15 protein-coding genes and 1 riboswitch are annotated in these 19,431 nt (G+C 71.4%); of the genes, 6 read left to right on the top strand and 9 right to left on the bottom strand.

Annotation, left to right across the window (positions count from 1 at the left end):
- Nucleotides 1–23: 23 nt before the first annotated feature.
- Nucleotides 24–890 (bottom strand): helix-turn-helix domain-containing protein, encoded by an 867-nt coding sequence (locus BU198_RS14505; protein ID WP_188297256.1) that lies wholly within the window; start codon nt 888–890, stop codon nt 24–26.
- Between the two features lie 418 nt (nt 891–1,308).
- Here BU198_RS14505 and BU198_RS14500 point away from each other — a divergent pair, with 418 nt between their 5' ends.
- Nucleotides 1,309–1,884 carry an ATP-binding protein gene (locus BU198_RS14500; RefSeq protein WP_223244378.1) on the top strand — a complete coding sequence of 192 codons (576 nt, stop codon included), beginning with the start codon at nt 1,309–1,311 and terminating at the stop codon, nt 1,882–1,884.
- A gap of 394 nt (nt 1,885–2,278) precedes the next feature.
- On the opposite strand, the gene BU198_RS14495 is transcribed toward BU198_RS14500, so the two are convergent.
- On the bottom strand, nt 2,279–2,542 hold the full coding sequence (locus BU198_RS14495) for a DUF397 domain-containing protein (protein WP_188297255.1): 264 nt from the start codon (nt 2,540–2,542) through the stop codon (nt 2,279–2,281).
- 565 nt (nt 2,543–3,107) lie between these two features.
- On the opposite strand from BU198_RS14495, the gene BU198_RS14490 reads away from it, so the two are divergent.
- The 3 genes from BU198_RS14490 (at nt 3,108) to BU198_RS14480 (ending at nt 6,572) form a co-directional block, all read left to right on the top strand.
- Nucleotides 3,108–4,067, top strand: a complete 960-nt coding sequence (locus BU198_RS14490; RefSeq protein WP_223244377.1) for a hypothetical protein — start codon at nt 3,108–3,110, stop codon at nt 4,065–4,067.
- A 476-nt stretch (nt 4,068–4,543) separates the two neighbouring features.
- Nucleotides 4,544–4,704: riboswitch (cyclic di-AMP (ydaO/yuaA leader) on the top strand.
- Complete coding sequence (locus tag BU198_RS14485) at nt 4,691–6,085, top strand: transglycosylase family protein (RefSeq protein WP_188297254.1); 1,395 nt, start codon at nt 4,691–4,693, stop codon at nt 6,083–6,085. It overlaps the preceding riboswitch by 14 nt.
- A 286-nt stretch (nt 6,086–6,371) precedes the next feature.
- A complete protein-coding gene (locus BU198_RS14480) occupies nt 6,372–6,572 on the top strand; it encodes a hypothetical protein (RefSeq protein WP_188297253.1) in 201 nt (66 codons plus the stop codon).
- A gap of 99 nt (nt 6,573–6,671) precedes the next feature.
- On the opposite strand, the gene BU198_RS14475 is transcribed toward BU198_RS14480, so the two are convergent.
- The 5 genes from BU198_RS14475 to BU198_RS14455 all read right to left on the bottom strand — a co-directional run bounded on the left by BU198_RS14475 (nt 6,672) and on the right by BU198_RS14455 (nt 12,900).
- Complete coding sequence (locus BU198_RS14475) at nt 6,672–7,691, bottom strand: LacI family DNA-binding transcriptional regulator (RefSeq protein WP_188297252.1); 1,020 nt, start codon at nt 7,689–7,691, stop codon at nt 6,672–6,674.
- A gap of 25 nt (nt 7,692–7,716) precedes the next feature.
- Nucleotides 7,717–9,414 (bottom strand): glycoside hydrolase family 13 protein, encoded by a 1,698-nt coding sequence (locus tag BU198_RS14470; RefSeq protein ID WP_188297251.1) that lies wholly within the window; start codon nt 9,412–9,414, stop codon nt 7,717–7,719.
- 65 nt (nt 9,415–9,479) lie between these two features.
- The gene (locus tag BU198_RS14465; protein WP_188297250.1) at nt 9,480–10,385 is read right to left on the bottom strand and encodes a sugar ABC transporter permease; all 906 of its coding nucleotides are present in this window, start codon (nt 10,383–10,385) and stop codon (nt 9,480–9,482) included.
- Nucleotides 10,386–10,425: 40 nt separating this feature from the next.
- On the bottom strand, nt 10,426–11,427 hold the full coding sequence (locus BU198_RS14460; RefSeq protein ID WP_188297249.1) for a carbohydrate ABC transporter permease: 1,002 nt from the start codon (nt 11,425–11,427) through the stop codon (nt 10,426–10,428).
- Between the two features lie 195 nt (nt 11,428–11,622).
- On the bottom strand, nt 11,623–12,900 hold the full coding sequence (locus BU198_RS14455) for an extracellular solute-binding protein (protein ID WP_188297248.1): 1,278 nt from the start codon (nt 12,898–12,900) through the stop codon (nt 11,623–11,625).
- Between the two features lie 308 nt (nt 12,901–13,208).
- Between BU198_RS14455 and BU198_RS14450 the strand changes: the two genes are divergently transcribed.
- Nucleotides 13,209–13,730 carry a GNAT family N-acetyltransferase gene (locus tag BU198_RS14450; RefSeq protein WP_188297247.1) on the top strand — a complete coding sequence of 174 codons (522 nt, stop codon included), beginning with the start codon at nt 13,209–13,211 and terminating at the stop codon, nt 13,728–13,730.
- Nucleotides 13,731–13,741: 11 nt separating this feature from the next.
- Here the strand turns inward: BU198_RS14450 and BU198_RS14445 are convergent, their stop codons facing one another.
- Nucleotides 13,742–14,806, bottom strand: coding sequence for an aldose epimerase family protein (locus tag BU198_RS14445; RefSeq protein ID WP_188297246.1), 1,065 nt, complete (start codon nt 14,804–14,806; stop codon nt 13,742–13,744).
- Nucleotides 14,807–15,065: 259 nt separating this feature from the next.
- Entirely contained in the window at nt 15,066–18,080 is a 3,015-nt protein-coding gene (locus BU198_RS14440; RefSeq protein WP_188297245.1) for an ATP-binding protein, read from the bottom strand.
- A gap of 310 nt (nt 18,081–18,390) precedes the next feature.
- Between BU198_RS14440 and BU198_RS14435 the strand changes: the two genes are divergently transcribed.
- Nucleotides 18,391–19,338, top strand: a complete 948-nt coding sequence (locus BU198_RS14435; protein WP_188297244.1) for a terpene synthase family protein — start codon at nt 18,391–18,393, stop codon at nt 19,336–19,338.
- The last annotated feature ends 93 nt before the right edge of the window (nt 19,339–19,431 follow it).

The following is a 19,431-nucleotide window of genomic DNA, read 5'->3' as shown; positions in this document are numbered from 1 at the left end:
CACAGGCCCCGGGCGGCAGCGGCTCAGCGTTCCTTCAGGATCGAGGCGAGCAGGTCGATGGTGCGCTCCGGCGTGAGACTGTCCACGCAGAGCCGCTCCATGACCTGGATGTAGGCGTCGACGTCGTCCCGCTTGTCCAGGTAGAGCGCGCTGGTGAGCTGCTCCAGGTAGACCACGTCGGCGAGGTCCTGCTCGGGGAACCGGAGGATCGTGAACGCCCCGGACTCGCCCGCGTGAGCTCCGAACCGGAACGGCATCACCTGGATCACCACGTTGGCCTGCTCGGCGACGTCGATCAGGTACTGCACCTGACCGCGCATCACCTTGGGCCCGCCGACCGGCCGGCGCAGCGCGGCCTCGTCGATGACCGCCCACAGGCGCGGACTCGCGCCCTCGGCCAGCAGCTTCTGCCGACGCAGACGGAGGCTGACCCGTCGCTCCACCTCCTCCTCGCTGATGACCGGCCGACTCTGGCCGAAAACCGCCCGTGCGTACTCCTCGGACTGGAGCAGCCCGGGGATGAACTGCACCTCGTAGGTGCGGATCAGCTGGGCCGCCTCCTCCAGCCCGACGTAGGTCTGGAACCAGCCCGGCAGCACGTCGTTGAAGCTGTGCCACCAGCCGGACTTGTTGGCCTCGCGCACCAGGCCGAGCAGGGCTTCCCGCTCGATGCCGTCGTCGACGCCGTACAGGCTGAGCAGGTCGGCGACGTCGCGCTCCTTGAAGCTGACGCGGCCGAGTTCCATGCGGCTGATCTTGGACTCGGAGGCCCGGATCGCGTAGCCCGCGTCCTCTCGGGTGATGCCGCGCGCCTCACGGAGGCGGCGCAGCTGCGAACCGAGGAGGATCCGGCGGACCATCGAGCCGCCGCCCGGCTGAACTGTGGTCATGCGGTCGAAACCTCCACCTAGGGCAAACAGCGCACAGTCTGCCATCAGTTGAGCGCTCACGGTGCCGATACTGACGGATGTTCCTATCAGTTCCACACCCCACGCACCAGGATGCACGTGCATTCGGCGCTTGCATATGCCAATAGTGCGACTGCACGTGAATCGACTCTTGCATCTGCAGTGAGCGCACACCACCATGGTGCACGTGCACCTGCACATCCCTGGCAATCCCGCGGGCTCCGCGTCGACCCCACGCGCGACTCCGCGCACCGACCCGACGGCGTCCCCCGCGCCATCGGGCGTTCGAGTGCGCGCGCGCCTGGTCGAAGGGGCGGCCGAGCGGCCGAGCGAGTCGGAGGTGACCGGCATGACCCCGGCGGGTCCAGCCGTGTCCGCCCCCTTATGGGAGGAGCTCTTCATGAGCACCGGTACGGCTTTGGCGGTTGACCCCCATGTGGTCACCTGTACGCTCGCTCCTCGCTTTGAAGCCGTCAGAACCGCGCGCGACTTCGCCCGGATCACGCTCAAGCGCTGGGGCCTGACGGAACTGTTCGACGATGTCGCGCTGGTGGCCTCGGAACTGGTGACCAACGCGCTCCGGCACGCGGTCGGCGCACGGCCCGACCATGCGGGCGGCGTCCAGGGCGAGTACGACTTTCCCATACAGCCGACCGCGGACGGCCGGCTGCCGATCCGAATAAGCCTGGTGCACCGCGCACCCCAGGTGGTCTGCGCGGTGAGCGATCCGAGCAGCATCGGCCCGGTCGCCCGGGAGGCGGACTTCGTCGCCGAATCGGGCCGCGGACTGCACCTGGTGGAGTCGTTCAGCCGCTCGTGGGGCTGGCACCCGCTGGGGAGCGGCAAGGTGGTCTGGGCGCTGTTCGAGGCGGAGGCGACCGGCGGTTCCCCGCTGGACGGACATCCGGAACTCGGCGGCCGCTCACCGCTCGACGGTCCCGTCGAGGTCGGCGGCCGGCATCGGCGCTCGGCCTAGCCCGGGTGTCGCGCCCGGAACCGGCACCGCGACTGGGACCGGCACTGCACCCGGGACTGGCACCGCGGCTGGAACCGGGGATCGCGACCGGGGCCGACACCGCACCCCGAACGGGCCCCGCACCCGGGACGGGTGCCACGCCCGAAACGGACCCTGCGCCAGGCACGGACTCGCGCCGGACCTGCGCGTGGCCGGCCGGGGGAAGCCCCGGGAGGACCACGCTCCGGGCCCTTCCACCAGGTCCCGCCGAGGCGTTCCGGCTCCCCCGGTCCGCGAGCGGTCACGCCCGTGGGACGAAACCGGGAAGGACGCCGGGAAGGACCCCGGAAAAGACAAAGGCCGTCGTGGTGTCGGCACCCACGACGGCCCTCCGATGACGGAGCACGACGGTCGGTCAGACCGCCAGGTGGTCGAACTCCCCGTCCTTCGCCCCCAGCAGCAGGGCGGCGATCTCGGCCCGGGTGTAGATGAGCGCCGGACCGTCAGGGAACCGCGAGTTGCGCATCGCCACATCGCCGCCCGGCAGGGCCGCGAACTCGACGCAGTTGCCCTGGGAGTTGCTGTGCAGGCTCTTCTGCCAGACCACCCCCCGGAGATCGGCGGCGGCCATCCCGTTGTAGGTGTCGTACGAGCCGTGCATGTCCTGCGAGTCGTGCATAGAAGTCTCCCGAAGAGCTCCGGAGTTGTCGTCCAGCGCGGCGCCCCGGCACCGCCGAACGAACGGACCGGCCCCGTACCGGTCCGGCACAACGCCTCACTTGACGTGATGATAGCCGCAGTGCACGTGCATCAGCACGGGACGGTGCAGGTGCACGAGGCCTTTCATTCGCGGCCCCGAACTCTTCACGGGCCCTTCTCCTGACGGTACGTAAACGGACATAGCCGATGGAATCACCGGGCGCGCGATAACCGGCCGTGAGCGCCTCCCCGCTGAATGTTGATCTTCGAATGCCGGGAGTCGCATCTCCGTGACCCTCTGTCAAGCCACCCGCGCACTGTGAGACATCTCACGCGCCACGGGCGCAACGCCCGCCCCCTCGGATCGCGTCGAGCAATGTCGAGCAATACTGACGCCCACTCGGAGATCGGGTGAGGAATGTCCGGATTGTAGGCAAAGCGCCGGGACCGGCGCCGGAGACTCACCGGCTCCGCACCACGGCCGCGCGAAACCCGTACGGCAGCCGACTGCAAGCCGGACGGGCCGATGTCCTACGATCTCCGGCATGAGCACCGCAGCCATCCCGGGCGCGCCACTGCCCGTCCGTACTCCAGGCTCCCGTGCGCGGGGGCGCCATCGTCGTCCTGAGCGCCCCGAGATTCCGGCCGGCGCCCCGGCCCTGGTGCTCGCCGTACCCGCGACCGCCGGGCCCGAGTCCCGCTCGGTCGTCGAGGAGCTCCTCTCGATCGTCCGCACCGAGCAGAACGGCGTCCGGACCGCGGTCGGCTACCTGCCCGGCAACGGCACCGAGGGCGTGGGCGGCGAGGACCGCACCGTGGCGGAGCTGCTGAGCCTGGCCGCCGAGGCCGGGCAGCCGATGCCCGTCCTGGTGCCGCTGGTACCCGGCCCGCACACCTTCCTGACCGGGCTTCACGCGCTCGCCGCCGAGTACGGCGCACCCGTCACCGACCCGCTGGGCCCGCACCCGCTGCTGGCCGAGGGCGTGCACGTCCGGCTGTCCGAGGCCGGACTGGCCCGGGCCGACCGCGCCCGGCTGTTCGCCATCGCGACCGCCGCGGACGGCGTGGTCCTGACCACCGTCGGCGGCGAGGACGCGGCCGCCGCGGCCGGCATCACCGGTGTGCTGCTGGCCGCCCGACTGGCCGTTCCGGTCGTCGCCGCCGCGCTCGACGTTCCCGGTTCGGTGGCCGCGGCCGTCAACCACCTCCGTGCCACCGGCTCGCAGCGCCCCGCGCTGGCCCCGCTGGTGATCGGCCCCGAGGCGGACTCCGAGCTGCTCGCAACGGCCGCCGAGGAGTCCGGCTGCCCGTCGGCCGCGCCGCTGGGCGCGTACCCGTCGGTGGGCCAGCTGATCGCCTCCACCTATCTGGCCGCGCTGCCCACACCGTCCCCGGAGGACCTGGCGCGGGCCGAGGCGGAGGCGGCGGCCGCCGCCGAGGCCGAGGGGGTCGTGGAGGGCGCCCGTGGCGCCCACGCGGCCGCCGAGGGACGCGCCGGACGGTAGTCGACGCCGCGCGCCGCTCCGCGCGCACCGAGGGGCCCGGAACGCACGAGCGTTCCGGGCCCCTCGTCCTGTTTCTCCCATCCTGTTCAGGAGGAAGGCGGGAGGAAGGCGGCAACGGGGTGTCAAATGAAGTGGAATGTCCGATCTGGCGCTATTTGAAGGGAAATAGGCCGCGTGCGCGGGGGCGCTCGAATCGCGGCCGCTCCACTGCTTCCCAGGGCGCATGATTCCTCGCCTCGACGCCCCGTCACGCCCCTTCTGAAGCGGAGCCAGTTGTCGCTTTCCGCAACAGCATTGCCCGAAAACGATCATTTACGATCATGGCGGACGGCAATTTTGGCGGTTCCCACTAAACCGTGATGCGCATCACAGGAGTTTGCAGTTTGAACTTCAGTCTGATTAACGTGCTCCCGTTCGTGACCACACGAACCCGGTTCATCCGCGACGCCGAGTCCTGCCGTCGGATGTCCTGGCAGCGCGAAAACGCACCACGGCAGGAGCGGGGGACCCACAGGTAAGTCGCCCCGGACCGATCCCAGGAACGGTCCAGGGCTAGGGGTGAAGCCGCGCCCATGGCGCGGCCGGGCAACTCCAGCCCGAATCCGACAGCTCACCTCGCAGGCGTGGGAGAGGAACGCGTCTTCATGCTGCCCACCAACGGCAACCGTCTGTCCAGCCGCACCCGTCGCGTGATCGCCGCCCTCGGCGTCGCGGGTGTCGGCCTCACCGTTCCCTGCCTCACCACCGGCACCGCCTCCGCCGCCTCGGTCTCCACCTGGGACGCCGTCGCCCAGTGCGAGAGCGGCGGCAACTGGGCCATCAACACCGGCAACGGTTTCTACGGCGGTCTCCAGTTCACCTCCAGCACCTGGGCCGCCTTCGGTGGCACCGCCTACGCCCAGCAGGCCAACCAGGCCACCAAGGCGCAGCAGATCGCCGTCGCCGAGAAGGTCCTCGCCTCGCAGGGCCCGGGCGCCTGGCCCGTCTGCTCCGTCAAGGCCGGCCTGACCAAGGGCGGCACCCCGGCCGCCGTCGACACCTCGGCGGGCTCCACCACCGGTGCCGGCACCGGTTCGACCGCCGCCAAGCCGGCACAGACCCCGAAGCCCGCGGCTCCGGCCGCGAAGCCGGCCGCCAAGCCGGCCGCCAAGCCCGCGCAGCCCCAGGCCCCCGCCGCGAAGCCCGCCGCACCCGCCCAGGACGGCGCGCAGGCCGCCACCGGCTCCGCCGACTCCGGCAACCGGAGCGCGTGGGCCCAGAAGCGCCAGCAGCAGGCCCAGAGCGGCGACTACACCGTGGTCGCGGGCGACTGGCTGTCCTCGATCGCCGACGAGCACAGCGTGCAGGGCGGCTGGCAGCGGCTGTACGAGCTCAACCGCGGCACCCTGACCGAGGGTCCGGACTCCATCTACCCGGGCCAGCAGCTGTCCTTCGGCGGCAACGGGCAGGCCCAGGCCGGCCAGTCCTCCGCCACCAAGTCCGGCTCGGACTTCACCTGGTTCGACCGCTCGCAGAAGTCCGGCCAGTCCGCGAACGGCGGTGCCGTGAACGCCCAGCCGACCGCGCAGCCCCAGGCCCCGGCCACCAAGCCCGCCGCCAAGCCCGCCCCGCAGACCCAGACCCAGACGCAGAGCCAGACCCAGGCTCCGGCCGCCACCGGCAGCATGGCCGCCGCGGTCTCCTTCGCCGAGTCGAAGGTCGGTCAGGCGTACGTCTACGGCGGCACCGGCAACGGCGGCTGGGACTGCTCCGGCCTGACCCAGGCCGCGCTGCGGGCCGCGGGCGTCTCCGTCCCGCGCGTCGCCGCCGACCAGGCCGCCGCCAGCACCCACGTCTCGCTGGACAGCCTCCAGCCGGGCGACCTGCTGTTCTGGTCCAACAACGGCAAGGACTCCGGCGTCTACCACGTCGCGATCTACGTCGGCAACGGCAAGTACGTCGAGGCCGCCAACCCGAGCTCGGGCGTCCGCGAGCAGAACATCGCCAACTGGGCCCCGGACTTCGCCGGCCGGGTCTGAGGACGGACGGCACACGGCCGACGGACGACGGTGACAGCCGACAGGGAACCGCTGACGGACGACAGGTAACAGGTAACAGATGTCAGATGACAGATTTCAACATCTGTCATCTGTCCTCCGTCAGCTGTCGGCCGTCGTCCGAACGCTGACCACCCACCGCCCCCGGGGAGAGTCTGGTCGCTCCTCCCCGGGGGCTCCGGCGTCCCCTCCCCCGGTTCCGCCGATTCCCATGGTGGATCGCCGCCCCAACGGGCATGCTGCTGCTCTGCACCCGAGGAGGAGCCACATGGCCCAGGTCACCGTCACCCTCGACGCGAACCTCGCGATCGACGCGATGATGCTCTCCGGCACCAAGAACCCGCAGGACGCCGTCGAACTGGTCCTGCGCGACTACCTGGCCCGCGGCCGCCGCACCGAGACCCGCACCGGCGAAGCGGCCGACGGAAACCGCCTCACCGTCGACCGCCCGGCCGCCCAGGAGGGCTGACCGTCAGCGGCCCGCACCGGCCGGTCCCGCGCACACCGAAGGGGTCCCGGAGAGCAACCCGCCCTCCGGGACCCCTTCGTCGGCCGTGACGGCCGCAGCTCAGCGCGCGCAGGCCCCGGTGGACCCGCGCATCACCAGCTCCGGCTGGAACATGAACTCGCCGCGCTGGGCCGCGTTCCCGCCGACCTCCTCCAGCAACGCGTCCACCGCAGCCGTGGCCATCGCCTCGACCGGCTGCCGGATCGTGGTCAAGGGCGGCTCGGTGAAGGCGATCAGCGGCGAGTCGTCGAAGCCGACCACCGACACGTCCTGCGGCACCGACAGTCCGCGCTGCCGCACCGCCCGGATCGCCCCGAGCGCCATCATGTCGCTCCCGCAGACGATCGCCGTGCAGCCCTTGTCGAGCAGCGCGCCGGCCGCCGCGTGCCCGCCCTCCACGCTGAACAGCGTGTGGTGGACGAGATCCTCCGCCTCCGCCTGGCTGCGCCCGAGCACCTCGCGCATCGCCGCCGTGAAGCCCTCGATCTTGCGCAGCACCGGCACGTACCGGCGCTGCCCGACGGCCAACCCGATCCGCTCGTGCCCGAGTTCGGCCAGGTACTGGACGGCCATCCACATCGCAGCCCGGTCGTCCGGCGAGATGAACGGCGCGTCGATCTTCTCGCTGAAGCCGTTGATCAGCACGAACGGCACCCCGCGCCCGGCCAGCCTGGAGTAGCGGTCGTGGGCGGCGGTGGTGTCGGCGTGCAGCCCGGAGACGAAGACGATGCCCGCCACTCCCCGGTCCACCAGCATCTCCACCAGTTCGTCCTCGGTGGAGCCGCCCGGAGTCTGGGTGCAGAGCACCGGGGTGAAGCCGTGCCGGCTGAGCACTTGCTCGATCACCTGGGCCAGCGCGGGGAAGATCGGGTTGCTCAGCTCCGGGGTGATCAGACCGATCAGTCCGGCGCTGCGCTGCCGCAGCCGGGTCGGCCGCTCGTACCCGAGCACGTCGAGTGCGGCCAGCACGTTCTGCCTGGTGGTGGCGGAAACGTTCGCCTTGCCGTTGAGCACGCGGGAGACGGTGGCTTCGCTGACCCCCGCCTGTGCCGCGATGTCTGAGAGTCGCGCCGTAGTCACGGTCCCGAAGCCTATTCCAACCACGTCAGACCGCCCACCAGCCGGTGCTGTCCGGAGCGAGCACGGTCTCGCCGCCGTCCACCACGAGGTCGGCCGAGGCCAGCAGCAGGGCGCCCGGAGCCGCGATCCGTACCGGTCGGCCGGTGGTGTTCGTGGTGCAGACGAAGGAGCCGCGGCGGAACATCAGGGTGCCCTCGGGGCTCTCCAGCCACTCGACACCGGTGCCGGCGCCGAGGTCCGGCTGCGCCCGGCGGACGGCCAGCGCACTGCGGTAGAGCTCCAGGGTGGAGGTCGGGTCGCCGGTCTGCGCCTCGACGCTCAGAGCGGCCCACTCGGCCGGCTGCGGCAGCCAGGACGGCCCGCCGGCCACCGGTCCGAACCCGTACGGGGCCTCGGTGCCGGACCACGGGATCGGGACGCGGCAGCCGTCGCGGTAGCCGTCCTGGCCCGCCTGACGGAAGAAGGACGGGTCCTGGCGGACCTCGTCGGGCAGGTCGGTGACGTCCGGCAGGCCGAGCTCCTCGCCCTGGTAGACGTACGCCGAACCGGGCAGCGCGAGCATCAGCAGGGTGGCGGCGCGGGCGCGGCGCAGACCGAGTTCGCGGTCACCGGGGGTGCGGATCTGGGTGCCGAGGCCGGACTCGTTGGCGAACCGGGTGGCGTGCCGGGTGACGTCGTGGTTGGACAGCACCCAGGTGGTGGGGGCGTCGACCGGGCGCATCGAGTCGAGCGAGAGGTCGATCACCTCACGCAGCGCGTCGGCCTCCCAACCGGTGCCCAGGTACTGGAAGTTGAAGGCCTGGTGCAGCTCGTCGGGGCGGACGTAGTTGGCGGTGCGCTGGACGGTCGGGGTCCAGGCCTCGGCCACGCCGATCCGCCGGCCCGGATACTCGTCGAGGATCTTCCGCCAGCTGCGGTAGATCTCGTGCACGCCGTCCTGGTCGAAGAACGGCATGACCTCGTTGCCGAGCAGCCTCAGCTGGTCGGCGCCGCCGAGGTCGGGCAGGCCGGGGGCCTTGACCAGGCCGTGGGCGACGTCGATGCGGAAGCCGTCCACGCCCATGTCGAGCCAGAACCGCAGGATCGAGCGGAACTCGTCGGCGACGGCCGCGTTCTCCCAGTTGAAGTCGGGCTGCTCCGGGGCGAACAGGTGCAGGTACCAGTCACCGGGGGTGCCGTCCGGGTTCGCGGTGCGCGTCCAGGCCGGGCCGCCGAAGATGGACTCCCAGTCGTTGGGCGGCAGTTCGCCCTGCTCGCCCTTGCCGGGGCGGAAGTGGTAGCGGTCGCGCAGCGCCGAGCCGGGGCCCTCGCGCAGGGCGCGCTGGAACCACTCGTGCTGGTCCGAGGAGTGGTTGGGCACGAGGTCGACGATGATCCGCAGGCCCAGTTCGTGGGCGTCCCTGATGAGGGCGTCGGCGTCCAGCAGGGTGCCGAACATCGGGTCCACCGCGCGGTAGTCGGCGACGTCGTAGCCGGCGTCCGCCTGCGGCGAGGCGTAGAACGGCGAGAGCCAGACCGCGTCCACGCCGAGGTCGCGCAGGTAGGGCAGACGGCTGCGGATGCCGGGCAGGTCCCCCATGCCGTCGCCGTTGGAGTCGGCGAAGCTGCGCGGGTACACCTGGTAGATGACCGCGTCCCGCCACCAGCCTCTGGACGCGCTGACGTTCGCCTCGTGAGCGGTGTCGGCGGCAGGCCGGGAGGTGTCGGCCAGGTTCTGGGTCATGGACGGTATCCCTCGGGGATCGGAGGAGCGGGGGGCCGTGGGCGCCGGGTGTGCGGCGCCGGGCGTCACGACTTGGAGGCACCGGCGGTCAGGCCGGTGACCAGGTGGCGCTGCACCAGGTAGAAGAAGCCCGCGGACGGGATCGCGATCAGCACGGCGGTCGCGGCCATCAGGTTCCACTGGGCGTCGTGCTCGCTGACGAAGGTCTGGAGGCCGACGGCCAGCGTGTACTTGTCGGAGCTGAGCATGAAGGTGGAGGCGAACGGCACCTCGGCCCAGTAGGTGAGGAAGGAGTAGAAGGCCGCCACCGCCAGGCCCGGGCGGGCGAGCGGCAGCACCAGCCGCCAGAAGGTGCCGAACGGGGAGAGCCCGTCGACCCGGCCGGCCTCGTCGATCTCCACCGGGATGGTGTCGAAGTAGCCCTTCAGCAGCCAGGCGCAGTACGGCACGGTGGTGGTCGAGTAGACCAGGATCAGGCCGAGGTAGCTGTCCAGCAGGTCGAGTTCGGAGAGCATCGTGTACATCGGCACGATCAGCACCGCGATCGGGAACATCTGGGTCACCAGCAGCGACCACATCAGCGGCCTGTGACCGGGGAACTTCATCCGGGAGACGGCGTACCCCGTGGTGGCGGCCACCAGCACGCCGAACACGGTGGTGACGCCGGAGACCAGCACGGCGTTGCCGAACCAGGTGAAGAAGTCGGTGTCGGACAGCACGTGCCGGTAGTTCGCGAACGTGAGCTTGCCGAGGATCTCACCGGGGTGGAGGTAGTCGGTCTTGTCCGGGCCGAGCGAGACGAACAGGATCCAGGCGACCGGGAACAGCGCGATCAGTCCGGCCACGGCCAGAGCGCCGTGGGACAGCGCCCTGGCCAGCGGGCTCCGCTCGCCGCGGAGGCGGACCTTGGCGGGCCGGGCGGCCGGCGCCGCGGTCTCCGGGCGGGCCGGGAGTTCGGTGGTGGTGCTCATCGGGGTTACCTGCCTTCGTGGGTCAACTGGGTCCGGGGCCTCAGCCGTTGGCCTGCTCGTTGCGGGCGAGCCAGCGCCGGTAGAAGGCGGTGAAGACGATCAGGATGGACAGCAGGATCACGCCGTAGGCGGCGGACTGCGCGTAGTCCCGGGGGATCTGGCCGAAACCGAGCCGGTACGCCCAGGTGACCAGCAGCTGGGCGTCGGGGGCGCCGCTGCCGAACAGCAGGAAGATCACGTTGAACTGGTTGAACGTCCAGATCACGCCGAGCAGCACGACCGTGGAGGAGACGGCGCGCAGCCCGGGCAGGGTGACGTACCGGAAGCGCTGCCAGGCGGTGGCGCCGTCCATCTCGGCGGCCTCGTACAGCTCGGCCGGGATCGCCTGGAGGCCACCGAGCAGCGAGATCATCATGAACGGCACGCCGGCCCAGGTGTTCACCATGATCGCGGCCGCCTTCTGCGCCCACGGGTCGGTGAGCCAGCCGGGCTCGGGCAGGTGCAGGAGGGCCAGGGCGCTGTTGACGACGCCGCCGTCGGCGAGCATCAGGCGCCAGGAGAAGACGGTGACGAAGGCCGGCACGGCCCACGGCAGGATGAGCAGCATCCGGTAGGCGGCGCGGCCGCGCAGCTTCTGGTTGAGCAGCAGGGCGAGGCCGAGGCCGAGGGTGTAGTGCAGGGAAACGCAGATGGCCGTCCAGGCGATGGTCCAGACGAAGTGCGACCAGAAGCGGTCGTACGAGCCGGGGCCCCACAGGATGTCGGCGTAGTTGTCGAAGCCGACGAACCGGTAGCTCGCCGGGATCTCGTTGACGCCGATCTTGCGGGCGGCGTTGAGGCTGTTGGCATCGGTGAGGGTGAGCCAGACGCCCTCGACGAGCGGGTAGAGCACCAGCACGCCCAGCACCAGCACGACCGGGGCGATCATCGCGTAGGCGTACCAGTGCTTGGTGTAGGAGCGCTTGACGCGTTCCAGCAGGCCCGGACGCTGCTCGCGCTCCCGGCTGCCCTTGCCGGTGGCGCCCTGCACGGCGACTGACATCGTTTGCACCTTCTCGGGGGGAATTCTCGGAGGGAGCCGACGGCCGCGGCCCGCCGGGGCGGCGGGTGGCAGGTGGCGGGTGGCAGGCCGACGGCGGACAACTGACAGATGATGAAATCTGTCACCTGTCATCTGTTATCCGTCTGCTGTCATTCGTTCGCTGTCACCCGCCGGTCGGCGGGCCTGGCACGGGGACTACTTGGCGAAGCCCGGGAGGAGCTTGGCGTAGTCGGTGGCGACGGTGTTCAGCGCGTCCTGGGTGCTCGTGCCCTGGACGGCCTTGCCCAGGTTGGTGTTCAGCGAGGCGAGCAGCGAGCTGTACTCGGGCAGCTCGGGGCGCGGCTTGGCGCTGCTCAGCACGGCCTGGAAGCCGGCGATGCCCGGGTCGGCCTTGACGTCGGCGGTGAAGGCGTCGGAGCGGGTCGGCAGGGTGGCGTTCTTCTGCGCGATGAACGCCTGGCTCTCGGCCGAGGTCATGAAGGCGGCGAACTTCTCGGCAGCGGCCTTGTGGCCCTTGTCGGCACCGGCGTAGACGGAGATGTTGTGGCCGCCCGTGGGGGCGCCGGCCTTGCCCGCGGAGCCGCCGGGGACGGCCGCGATGCCGAGGTTCGTCTTGTCGGCGAAGGCGGAGCCCTTGTAGATGTTGGTGATCTCCCAGGGACCCTGGATGATCGCCGCGACCTTGCCACTGGTGAAGGCGTCCATCATGTGCGCGTATGCGTCGGTGGTGACGTCGGCCTTGGCGGTGCCGGGCGAGGTGAACATCGTCTTGTAGGTCTCGACGGCCTTGACGGCCTCCGGCGAGGTGATGGTGATCTTCTTGCCGGCGGCGTCGACGGTGTCGGTGCCCTCACCGAACAGGAACGGCAGCGCGTAGTAGCCGTCCGCGGCCTTCAGCCAGAAGCCGTCCACGCCGGCCTTCTCCTTGACGGCGGCGGCGTCGGCCTTCAGCTCGTCCCAGGTCTTCGGCGCCTCGGTGATGCCGGCCTTGGTGAAGAGCTCCTTGTTGTAGAGCAGGCCGAGCGTGTCGGTCACCAGCGGCACGCCGTACAGCTTGCCCTGGTACGTGGCCTGCTGGATCAGGCTCGGCTGGAAGGCGGAGGTGTCGGCGGCGGCCGGGGTGCCGTCCAGCGGCTCCAGGTAGCCGGCCTTGGCGAAGGCGGCGGTCCACCCGACCTCGGAGCGGAAGACATCCGGAGCGCCCTTGGCCCCCATCGCGGTCTGGAGCTTGTTCTGCGCCTGGTCGAACGGCACGTTGACGAAGTCGACCTTGACGTTCGGGTTCGCAGCCTCGAACTTCTTGACGAGCTCCTGGTAACCCGGCGCCTCGTTGGTGGCGTTCGACGTGTCCCAGTACGTGAGGGTGACCGGCCCGTCGGCCTTGCCGTCGGAGCTGGAGCCGCTGCTGCCACAGGCAGCCATCGAGACCGCGAGGGCCACAACGAGGGCAGAGGCCGCGATGCCACGCCGCATGAGAACTCCTTGGGAGGGTGGGGGTGCCCGAGATGTTCGGAGGCAGGCGCATAATGGCTGCCTCCTGCCGACCGCACCGTTGCTGCCGTCGGGCTCGGAAGGAAGTTAACAGCGGCGTAAGAGTGACGGAAAGTTCTTGCAGCAAATTTCTGCAAGAAAAGCCGATCGTTACACCCACGTGTCCTGGACGTTGCCGCACGGTAGTTGACAGTGACCCGAATTGATCAGCTTCGCCCGATTCACCCTCTCCGGATTGGCCGACGAGACCACCGTGCGTGGCCGAAAGCGCTCTCCAGCAGACTGGACGCATGCGCATCAGAACCGTCATCAGGGACGAACTTCCGCTGCTCGCCGAGCTGGAGCGGGCCGCCGGAGCCCCCTTCGCCGCGATCGGCATGCCCGAGATCGCCGAGGACGAACCCCCCGCCCCGGAGGAGCTGGCCCACTACCTGGAGCAGGGCGTCGCCCTGGTCGCCGAGGCCCCCGACGGAAGCGTCGCCGCCTACCTGCTGGCCGAGCCGGTGGACGGCGCGCTGCACATCGAACAGGTCTCCGTGCACCCCGACCACGCCCGCCGCGGCATCGGCCGGGCGCTGATCGAACACCTCGCGGCGACCGCCGGCGCCCCCGCGCTCACCCTCACCACCTTCGCGGACGTCCCCTGGAACGCCCCCTACTACGCCCGCTGCGGCTTCCGCCCGCTGGCCGCGGAGGAACTCACCCCGGGCCTGCGCGAGATCCGGCGCAAGGAGGCCGAGCACGGCCTCGACCGCTGGCCCCGGCTCTGCATGCGCCGCGACCTGGCGCAGGCACGGCCGGCGGCGCCCTGACCGGAGAAGCCCTAGTTGGTCCCCAGCCGGAGCACCGTCGTCGAACGGAACTCCTCCCCCGGCCGCAGCTCCGTGCTGGGGAACGCCGGGTGGTGCGGGGAGTCGGGGAAGTGCTGGGTCTCCAGCGCGATCCCGGCGAACGGCCCGTACGGGACGCCGCTCGCGCCGGTGACCGCGCCCCCGAACTTGTTCGCCGTGTAGACCTGGATGCCCGGTTCGGTGGTCAGCACCTCCAGCGTGCGGCCGCTGACCGGGTCCTCCAGCAGCGCCGCCCGCGCCGGGCCGCCGTCCGCCGGGCGGGCCCGCAGCGCCCAGTTGTGGTCGTAGCCGCCGGGCCCGGTCAGCTGCGGGTGCTCGTCGTGCACCGACTTGCCGACCGGCGTGGCCACCGTGAAGTCGAACGGCGTGCCGGCCACCGGCTCGGTCCTGCCGTACGGGATCTGCCGCTCGTCGGTCGGGGTGTACGCGTCGGCGTCCAGGGTGAGCAGGTGCCCCAGGATGTCGCCGGTGCCTTCACCCGCGAGGTTGAAGTACGCGTGGTTGGTCAGGTTGACGACGGTCGGTTTGCCGGTGACGGCGCGGTAGTCGATCACCAGCTCGCCGGAGGCGTCCAGGGTGTACGCGACGGTGACGTCCAGGGCGCCGGGGAAGCCCTGGTCCCCGTCCGGGCTGTGCAGCGTCAGCCGAACCCCGCCCTCGACCGGCTCGGCCGCCCACATCCGGTGCGCGAAGCCGTCCGGGCCGCCGTGAAGGGTCATCCCCCCACCGGTCGGGGCGAGCCGGTGCTCCTCGCCGTCGATGGTGACCGACGAGCGGTCGATCCGGTTGGCGTACCGGCCCACCACCGTGCCGTAGTGCCTGGCCGGGCCGAGGATCTCGGACAACCGGTCGGTGGACAGCAGCAGTTGGGCGGAGCGGCCGGAGCGGTCCGGCGCGCTCAGGGTGTGCAGGGTGGCGCCGAGGGTGAGCACGCTCGCCTCGTACGGGCCGGCCGTGAGCGTCCAGCGCTCGATCGCGGCGCCCGCGCCCGAGGGGTCGAGGGGTTCGTGCCGCACGCTGGTGGCCTCGATCGCCATGGCCTGCTCCTCACTGGCGGCCACGTCGCACCGCGGCCGCCCCGGTTCCGGGTCCGTCGAGGGGTCGCCGCGGCAGCCCCGTGCCCGTCAGCCTAGCGACGGCGGCGGCAGCGGGGGCGCTTCCACGCGCCCACACGCCGCCTGTCGCGCCGGGCGCCCGTCACCACCACCGGGCGCCTTTACGACCGCCGGGCGCCGTACCGGAGCCCCGCCGGGGGCGGTGCCCGCGCGCCGGACGCGGGCCGTGTCCAGGCCCCGCTTAGTCGTCCAGGTTCTCCAGCCGCCCCGCGTCCCGCTGCTGCTGCGGCAGCCCGAGCGCCGAGGCCAGGCCGTCCGGCCCGCTGCCCGCCTTGCGGTAGACAGCCGCCAGCCGTCGGTTGACCAGGCCGATCGGCACCCCCAGCTCGTCGGCGATCCGCTGCGGCGGCACGCCCTGCACGGCCCGCTTGGCGACCTCCCACTCCGCGTTGCTGAGCGTCTCGATGGTTTCCCTGAAGTCGCGCAGCCCCAGCCGGTTGGGCCGCAGACCGTAGTTGGCGAGCTCCCGCCTGGCCCGGTCGACCAGCCCCTCCGCGGAGCAGTGCTGGGCCAGCTCGATGCCCTGGTACAGGTACTCCTGGGCATCGTCCAGCCGTCCGACCCGGCGCAGCGCGGCGCCGAGGTCGACCAGCGCGACGGCGTGCTCGTAACCGGCCGGCGACTGCCCGAGGTACGCCACCGCGTCCTCCAGCAGCTCGACCGCCGCCTGGCCGTCCTCGATCCTGGCGTGGAGGCGCAGCGCGGTGCCGATCGCCGAGGCGGTGCCGAAGGCGCGCGCGTCCCTGACCGCCTTCTGGGCGTAGTCGCGGGCGCGCTCGGGTTCGTCGTCCGCGATCGCGATGGCGAGGTGGCCGGCCCAGGGCGCCCAGACGGTGTTGTGCCAGCCGCGGACCTCCAGCTGGGCGCCGGCCTCGGTGAGCGCGGCGGCCGCGCCCGCGTACCGGTCCTTGGCGACCAGCAGCTTGCCGTACAGCGAGGCGGCGTCCGGCAGCACCATGGCCGTCGGGTGGTAGGGCGGGTGGAAGCCGAAGTCGTTGGCCGTGGTCCAGGCTTCGTCGACCCGGCCGCGGGCGATCAGGGTGTCGACCAGCACGCCGATCGCGTCCCAGGCCAGCGGCAGCCTCTCCCCGATCCGCTCGGAGATCCGGTACGCCCGGCGCAGGAAGTCCTCGGCCTCGGCGAGCAGGCCGCGGCGGAACCGGGCCAGGCCCATCAGGAAGTACGCGAAGCCCCGGTGGGCGCCGCTCCAACCGGCGATCTCGAACTGGATGATGGCGTCCGCGGCCAGCCGTTCGGCCTGGGCGATGCGGTCGTTGTAGATGTACGTCAGGCCGAGCATCGAGGGCAGCTCGAAGCCCCATGTGGTGTCGGTCCAGCCGAGGCCCTTGGGCAGCCGACCGCCGTCGAGGACCTCGTCGGCGAGCGCGAGGGCGTCCGCGGACGGGGCGCCGCGCAGGGTGAGGTCCCAGGCGCGCATGGCGAGCACGGCCCGGTCGGCCGCCTCCCGGCCGCTCAGACTCAGGCACATCTCTGCGAGGCGGGCGGAGCGGCCCGGGCCGTCCTCCTCCGACCTGCGGAAGGCGTGCCACATGAACGAGGCGGCCTGGAGCCGCTGGCGCCCGGCCGGATCGATGGTCAGCCGGGCCGCGTTCTGGCAGACCAGGGCCGCCTGGCCCAGCTCGCCGCTGTGGGCGAGCACCTCGGACAGCCGGAAGTTGGCGTCCACGCGCAGTTCGGGACGCAGCGGCACCTCGTCGGGGTCGAGGGCCAGCTTGAGCTGGTTGACGGTGGCGACGGGGTCGGTGAGCAGTGCGGAGCAGCCGAGTTCGTACAGCACCTCGGCCTTGATCTCGTCGGCGGGCGGCTCGTTGAGCGCGCGGTTCAGACAGCGCTGGGCGGCCTCCGGGGCACCGATCAGCTGGTGCTCGACGGCGGCGCGGCGCAGCTTCCTGACGATCCGGTCGTCGCCCTCGCCGGAGTGGGTCTCGACGAGGTGACGGGAGGCGGCGAGCAGGCCGAGTCCGGCGTTCTCGATCTCGGCGGCGGCGATGCCGTGCATGCCGAGGCGGGTGGCGTCCGGCATGGTGTTGTAGATGGAGCTGGCGATCAGCGGGTGGACGAACTCCAGGTTCCCGTTGGGGGTCTGGGTCAGCACGCGTTGCTTGCGCAGCTGCTTGATGGACTCGCGGGCGCCCTCGGTGCTCTGGGTGGAGATCCGGGTGGCGAGGTCGACCCGGATGTCGGTGCCGAGCATCGCGCAGGCCCAGGCGAAGCGGAGGGTGCTGGCGCCGAGCCGGTCCAGCCAGCTCTTGAGCGTCATCCCGGTGGCGTCGACGGCGAGTTCGCGCAGCTGCCGGGAGTTCTCCTCGACCGGTTCGAGCTCCTGGTCGCGGACCTGGTCGAGCAGGGCGTTGGCCTCGAACGGGTTGCCGTTGACGACGTTCCAGAACTCGTAGCAGAAGGCGTCCTCGGCCCTGTCGCCGAGTTCGGCCCGGATCATGTCGGTGACGGAGCTGAGGGTGAGCCGGTTGAGTTCGTGCTTGCGGCCCTTGAGCAGGAGGACGTTCCGGCGGAATTCCTGGGTCTCGGCGGGCCAGTCGTTGTCGTCCTCCCGGAAGGCGAAGACGAGCAGGACGGGAAGTTCACTCGATCGGATGGCGAACTTGGTCAGCCAGGAGAGCGACTCCCCGTCCGCCCAGTGCAGGTCGTCGACGATCATCACCATCGGCGCGCGGCGCGGCGCGAGTTGGGTGAGGACGTAGTCGAGACCGTCGCGCACGCCCTGCGGGTCGAGGCGGCGGGCACCGGCCTTGGGCTGCTTGAGGCCCATGGCCGGTCCGACGACCTCCTCCCAGGTGCCCATGACCTGGCGGAACACGTCCGGCTTCAGGTCCGAGAGCACGGGCTGGAGCAGCTGGCGCAGCACGTGGTAGGGCTCCTTGAACTGCCGTTCGCCGCCCCGGGCGAACAGCACGGTGGCGCCGTCACGGAGCTTGGCGAGGCGCCGGACCTCGTGCAGCAGGCTGGTCTTCCCGATGCCGGGGCGGCCGGAGAAGGTGAGCAGGTCACCGATCTCGGTGCCGCCGGCGGCGAAATCGCGGCAGAGCCGGTCGACGGCGGCCTCCACCGAACGCAGTTCGGCGTCGCGGTCGCGCAGCCGGACCCGGGGCGCGGCGCCTTCACCGTCCCGGGCGGAACCAGCACCCGCCCGAATTGCGTTCTCCTGCTCGGTCACCGTCGTGCCTCCGCCTCGCCCGCTTGCGTCACAGCTCCATCACTGCGTGGAGCCGAGGTTAGCGCCGTACGGGCCGCCTCGTGGGGCGTTCGTGCAGGCTGGGGCTGACGGTGAGGGTTCGGACGGCTTACCAAGGGCAATTGCCCTATATCCCTAACGTCCGATCATTACATCAGATACCCTACGGCCTTCGAGGCGCAGATGATCTTGTCCGACCCGCCCCCGCCATCCGCTCCCCGCCGCGTCAACTCCCCCCACGCTCAGTGCTCGAACAAAAAGCGCCCCCACCCTCCGCTGCACCGGGAGTCCGATGTCTGACGACACATCACTTCAGATCCCGTTCCCGCACCGCCGCAGTCCGCACGGCCTGCGCGCCAGCGCGCTGCACAGGGACTGGCTGATCCGCCACCCGCTGCTGCCCGACGCCGACCATCCCGGCTACGCGCACTGGGAGGTGGTGGACCTCGCCGCGCTCGGCTATCCGGACGCGGGCCCGGACGAACTCGCCCTGGCCGCCGACCTGATGGGGTTCTACTTCCTCTTCGACGACCAGTTCGACGGCCCGCTCGGCCGCCGCCCGGCCGAGGTGGCCCCGATCTGCGAACGGCTGATCGCCGTCCTGCACGGCGCCCGCCCCGACCAGGGCTCCGCGGTCGAGACCGCCTTCGCGGACCTGTGGAACCGCAGCGTGCAGGGCATGCCGGCCCGCTGGCAGGCCCGCGCGGCCTACAACTGGGAGTACTACCTGGCCAGTCACCCGGCCGAGGCGGCCGGCCGGATCTCCAGCCGGCCGCCGGACCGGGACGGCTACCTGGAACTGCGACGGGGCACCGCGGCGATGGAGACCATCTTCGACATGGTCGAACGCCTCGGCCAGTTCGAGGTGCCCGCCGCCGTCCTGCACCACCCGGTGCTACGCCAACTCCGTCAGCTGGCAGCCGACATACCGTCACTCAGCAACGACGTGCGGTCCTACCCGCTGGAAGCGCCGCGCGGGGACGTGAACAACCTGGTCATGATCGTCCAGCGGGAGCGGCGCTGCTCGGCCGAGGAGGCCTGCGCGGCGGTCATCGCCGAGGCCCAGCTGATGGTCGACCGCTGCGCCGAGCTGAGCGACCGGCTGCCGGACGTCTACCGCGAGTTGGGCCTCTCCCGGATCGAACGCACGATCGCCCGACGGTACGCCGACGGGCTGCTCACCTGGCTGGCCGGCTACCTCAGCTGGGAGGCCCGCACCGGCCGGTACCACGCGGTCTGACCGGCGCGGGCCCGGAACCGCCCGACGGGCGTGCGGCGGCACGCCCCGGGATCGCCGGCCACCCCCGGCGGCGGCGCGCGGCGGCGCGCCCCG

Origin of the sequence: Streptomyces sp. CBMA156, from assembly GCF_014596515.1 — a bacterium.
Lineage (GTDB): Bacteria > Actinomycetota > Actinomycetes > Streptomycetales > Streptomycetaceae > Kitasatospora.
Note: the sequence above shows the minus strand (reverse complement) of the source record. Positions and strands in the feature narration are given on the sequence as shown.

Bases quoted from the DNA above. Each gene is read 5' to 3' on its own strand.
- BU198_RS14505 (WP_188297256.1), bottom strand. From the start codon at position 890: ATGACCACAGTTCAGCCGGGCGGCGGCTCGATGGTCCGCCGGATCCTC.
- BU198_RS14500 (WP_223244378.1), top strand. From the start codon at position 1,309: ATGAGCACCGGTACGGCTTTGGCGGTTGACCCCCATGTGGTCACCTGT.
- BU198_RS14495 (WP_188297255.1), bottom strand. From the start codon at position 2,542: ATGCACGACTCGCAGGACATGCACGGCTCGTACGACACCTACAACGGG.
- BU198_RS14490 (WP_223244377.1), top strand. From the start codon at position 3,108: ATGAGCACCGCAGCCATCCCGGGCGCGCCACTGCCCGTCCGTACTCCA.
- BU198_RS14480 (WP_188297253.1), top strand. From the start codon at position 6,372: ATGGCCCAGGTCACCGTCACCCTCGACGCGAACCTCGCGATCGACGCG.
- BU198_RS14470 (WP_188297251.1), bottom strand. From the start codon at position 9,414: ATGACCCAGAACCTGGCCGACACCTCCCGGCCTGCCGCCGACACCGCT.
- BU198_RS14465 (WP_188297250.1), bottom strand. From the start codon at position 10,385: ATGAGCACCACCACCGAACTCCCGGCCCGCCCGGAGACCGCGGCGCCG.
- BU198_RS14460 (WP_188297249.1), bottom strand. From the start codon at position 11,427: ATGTCAGTCGCCGTGCAGGGCGCCACCGGCAAGGGCAGCCGGGAGCGC.
- BU198_RS14455 (WP_188297248.1), bottom strand. From the start codon at position 12,900: ATGCGGCGTGGCATCGCGGCCTCTGCCCTCGTTGTGGCCCTCGCGGTC.
- BU198_RS14450 (WP_188297247.1), top strand. From the start codon at position 13,209: ATGCGCATCAGAACCGTCATCAGGGACGAACTTCCGCTGCTCGCCGAG.
- BU198_RS14445 (WP_188297246.1), bottom strand. From the start codon at position 14,806: ATGGCGATCGAGGCCACCAGCGTGCGGCACGAACCCCTCGACCCCTCG.
- BU198_RS14435 (WP_188297244.1), top strand. From the start codon at position 18,391: ATGTCTGACGACACATCACTTCAGATCCCGTTCCCGCACCGCCGCAGT.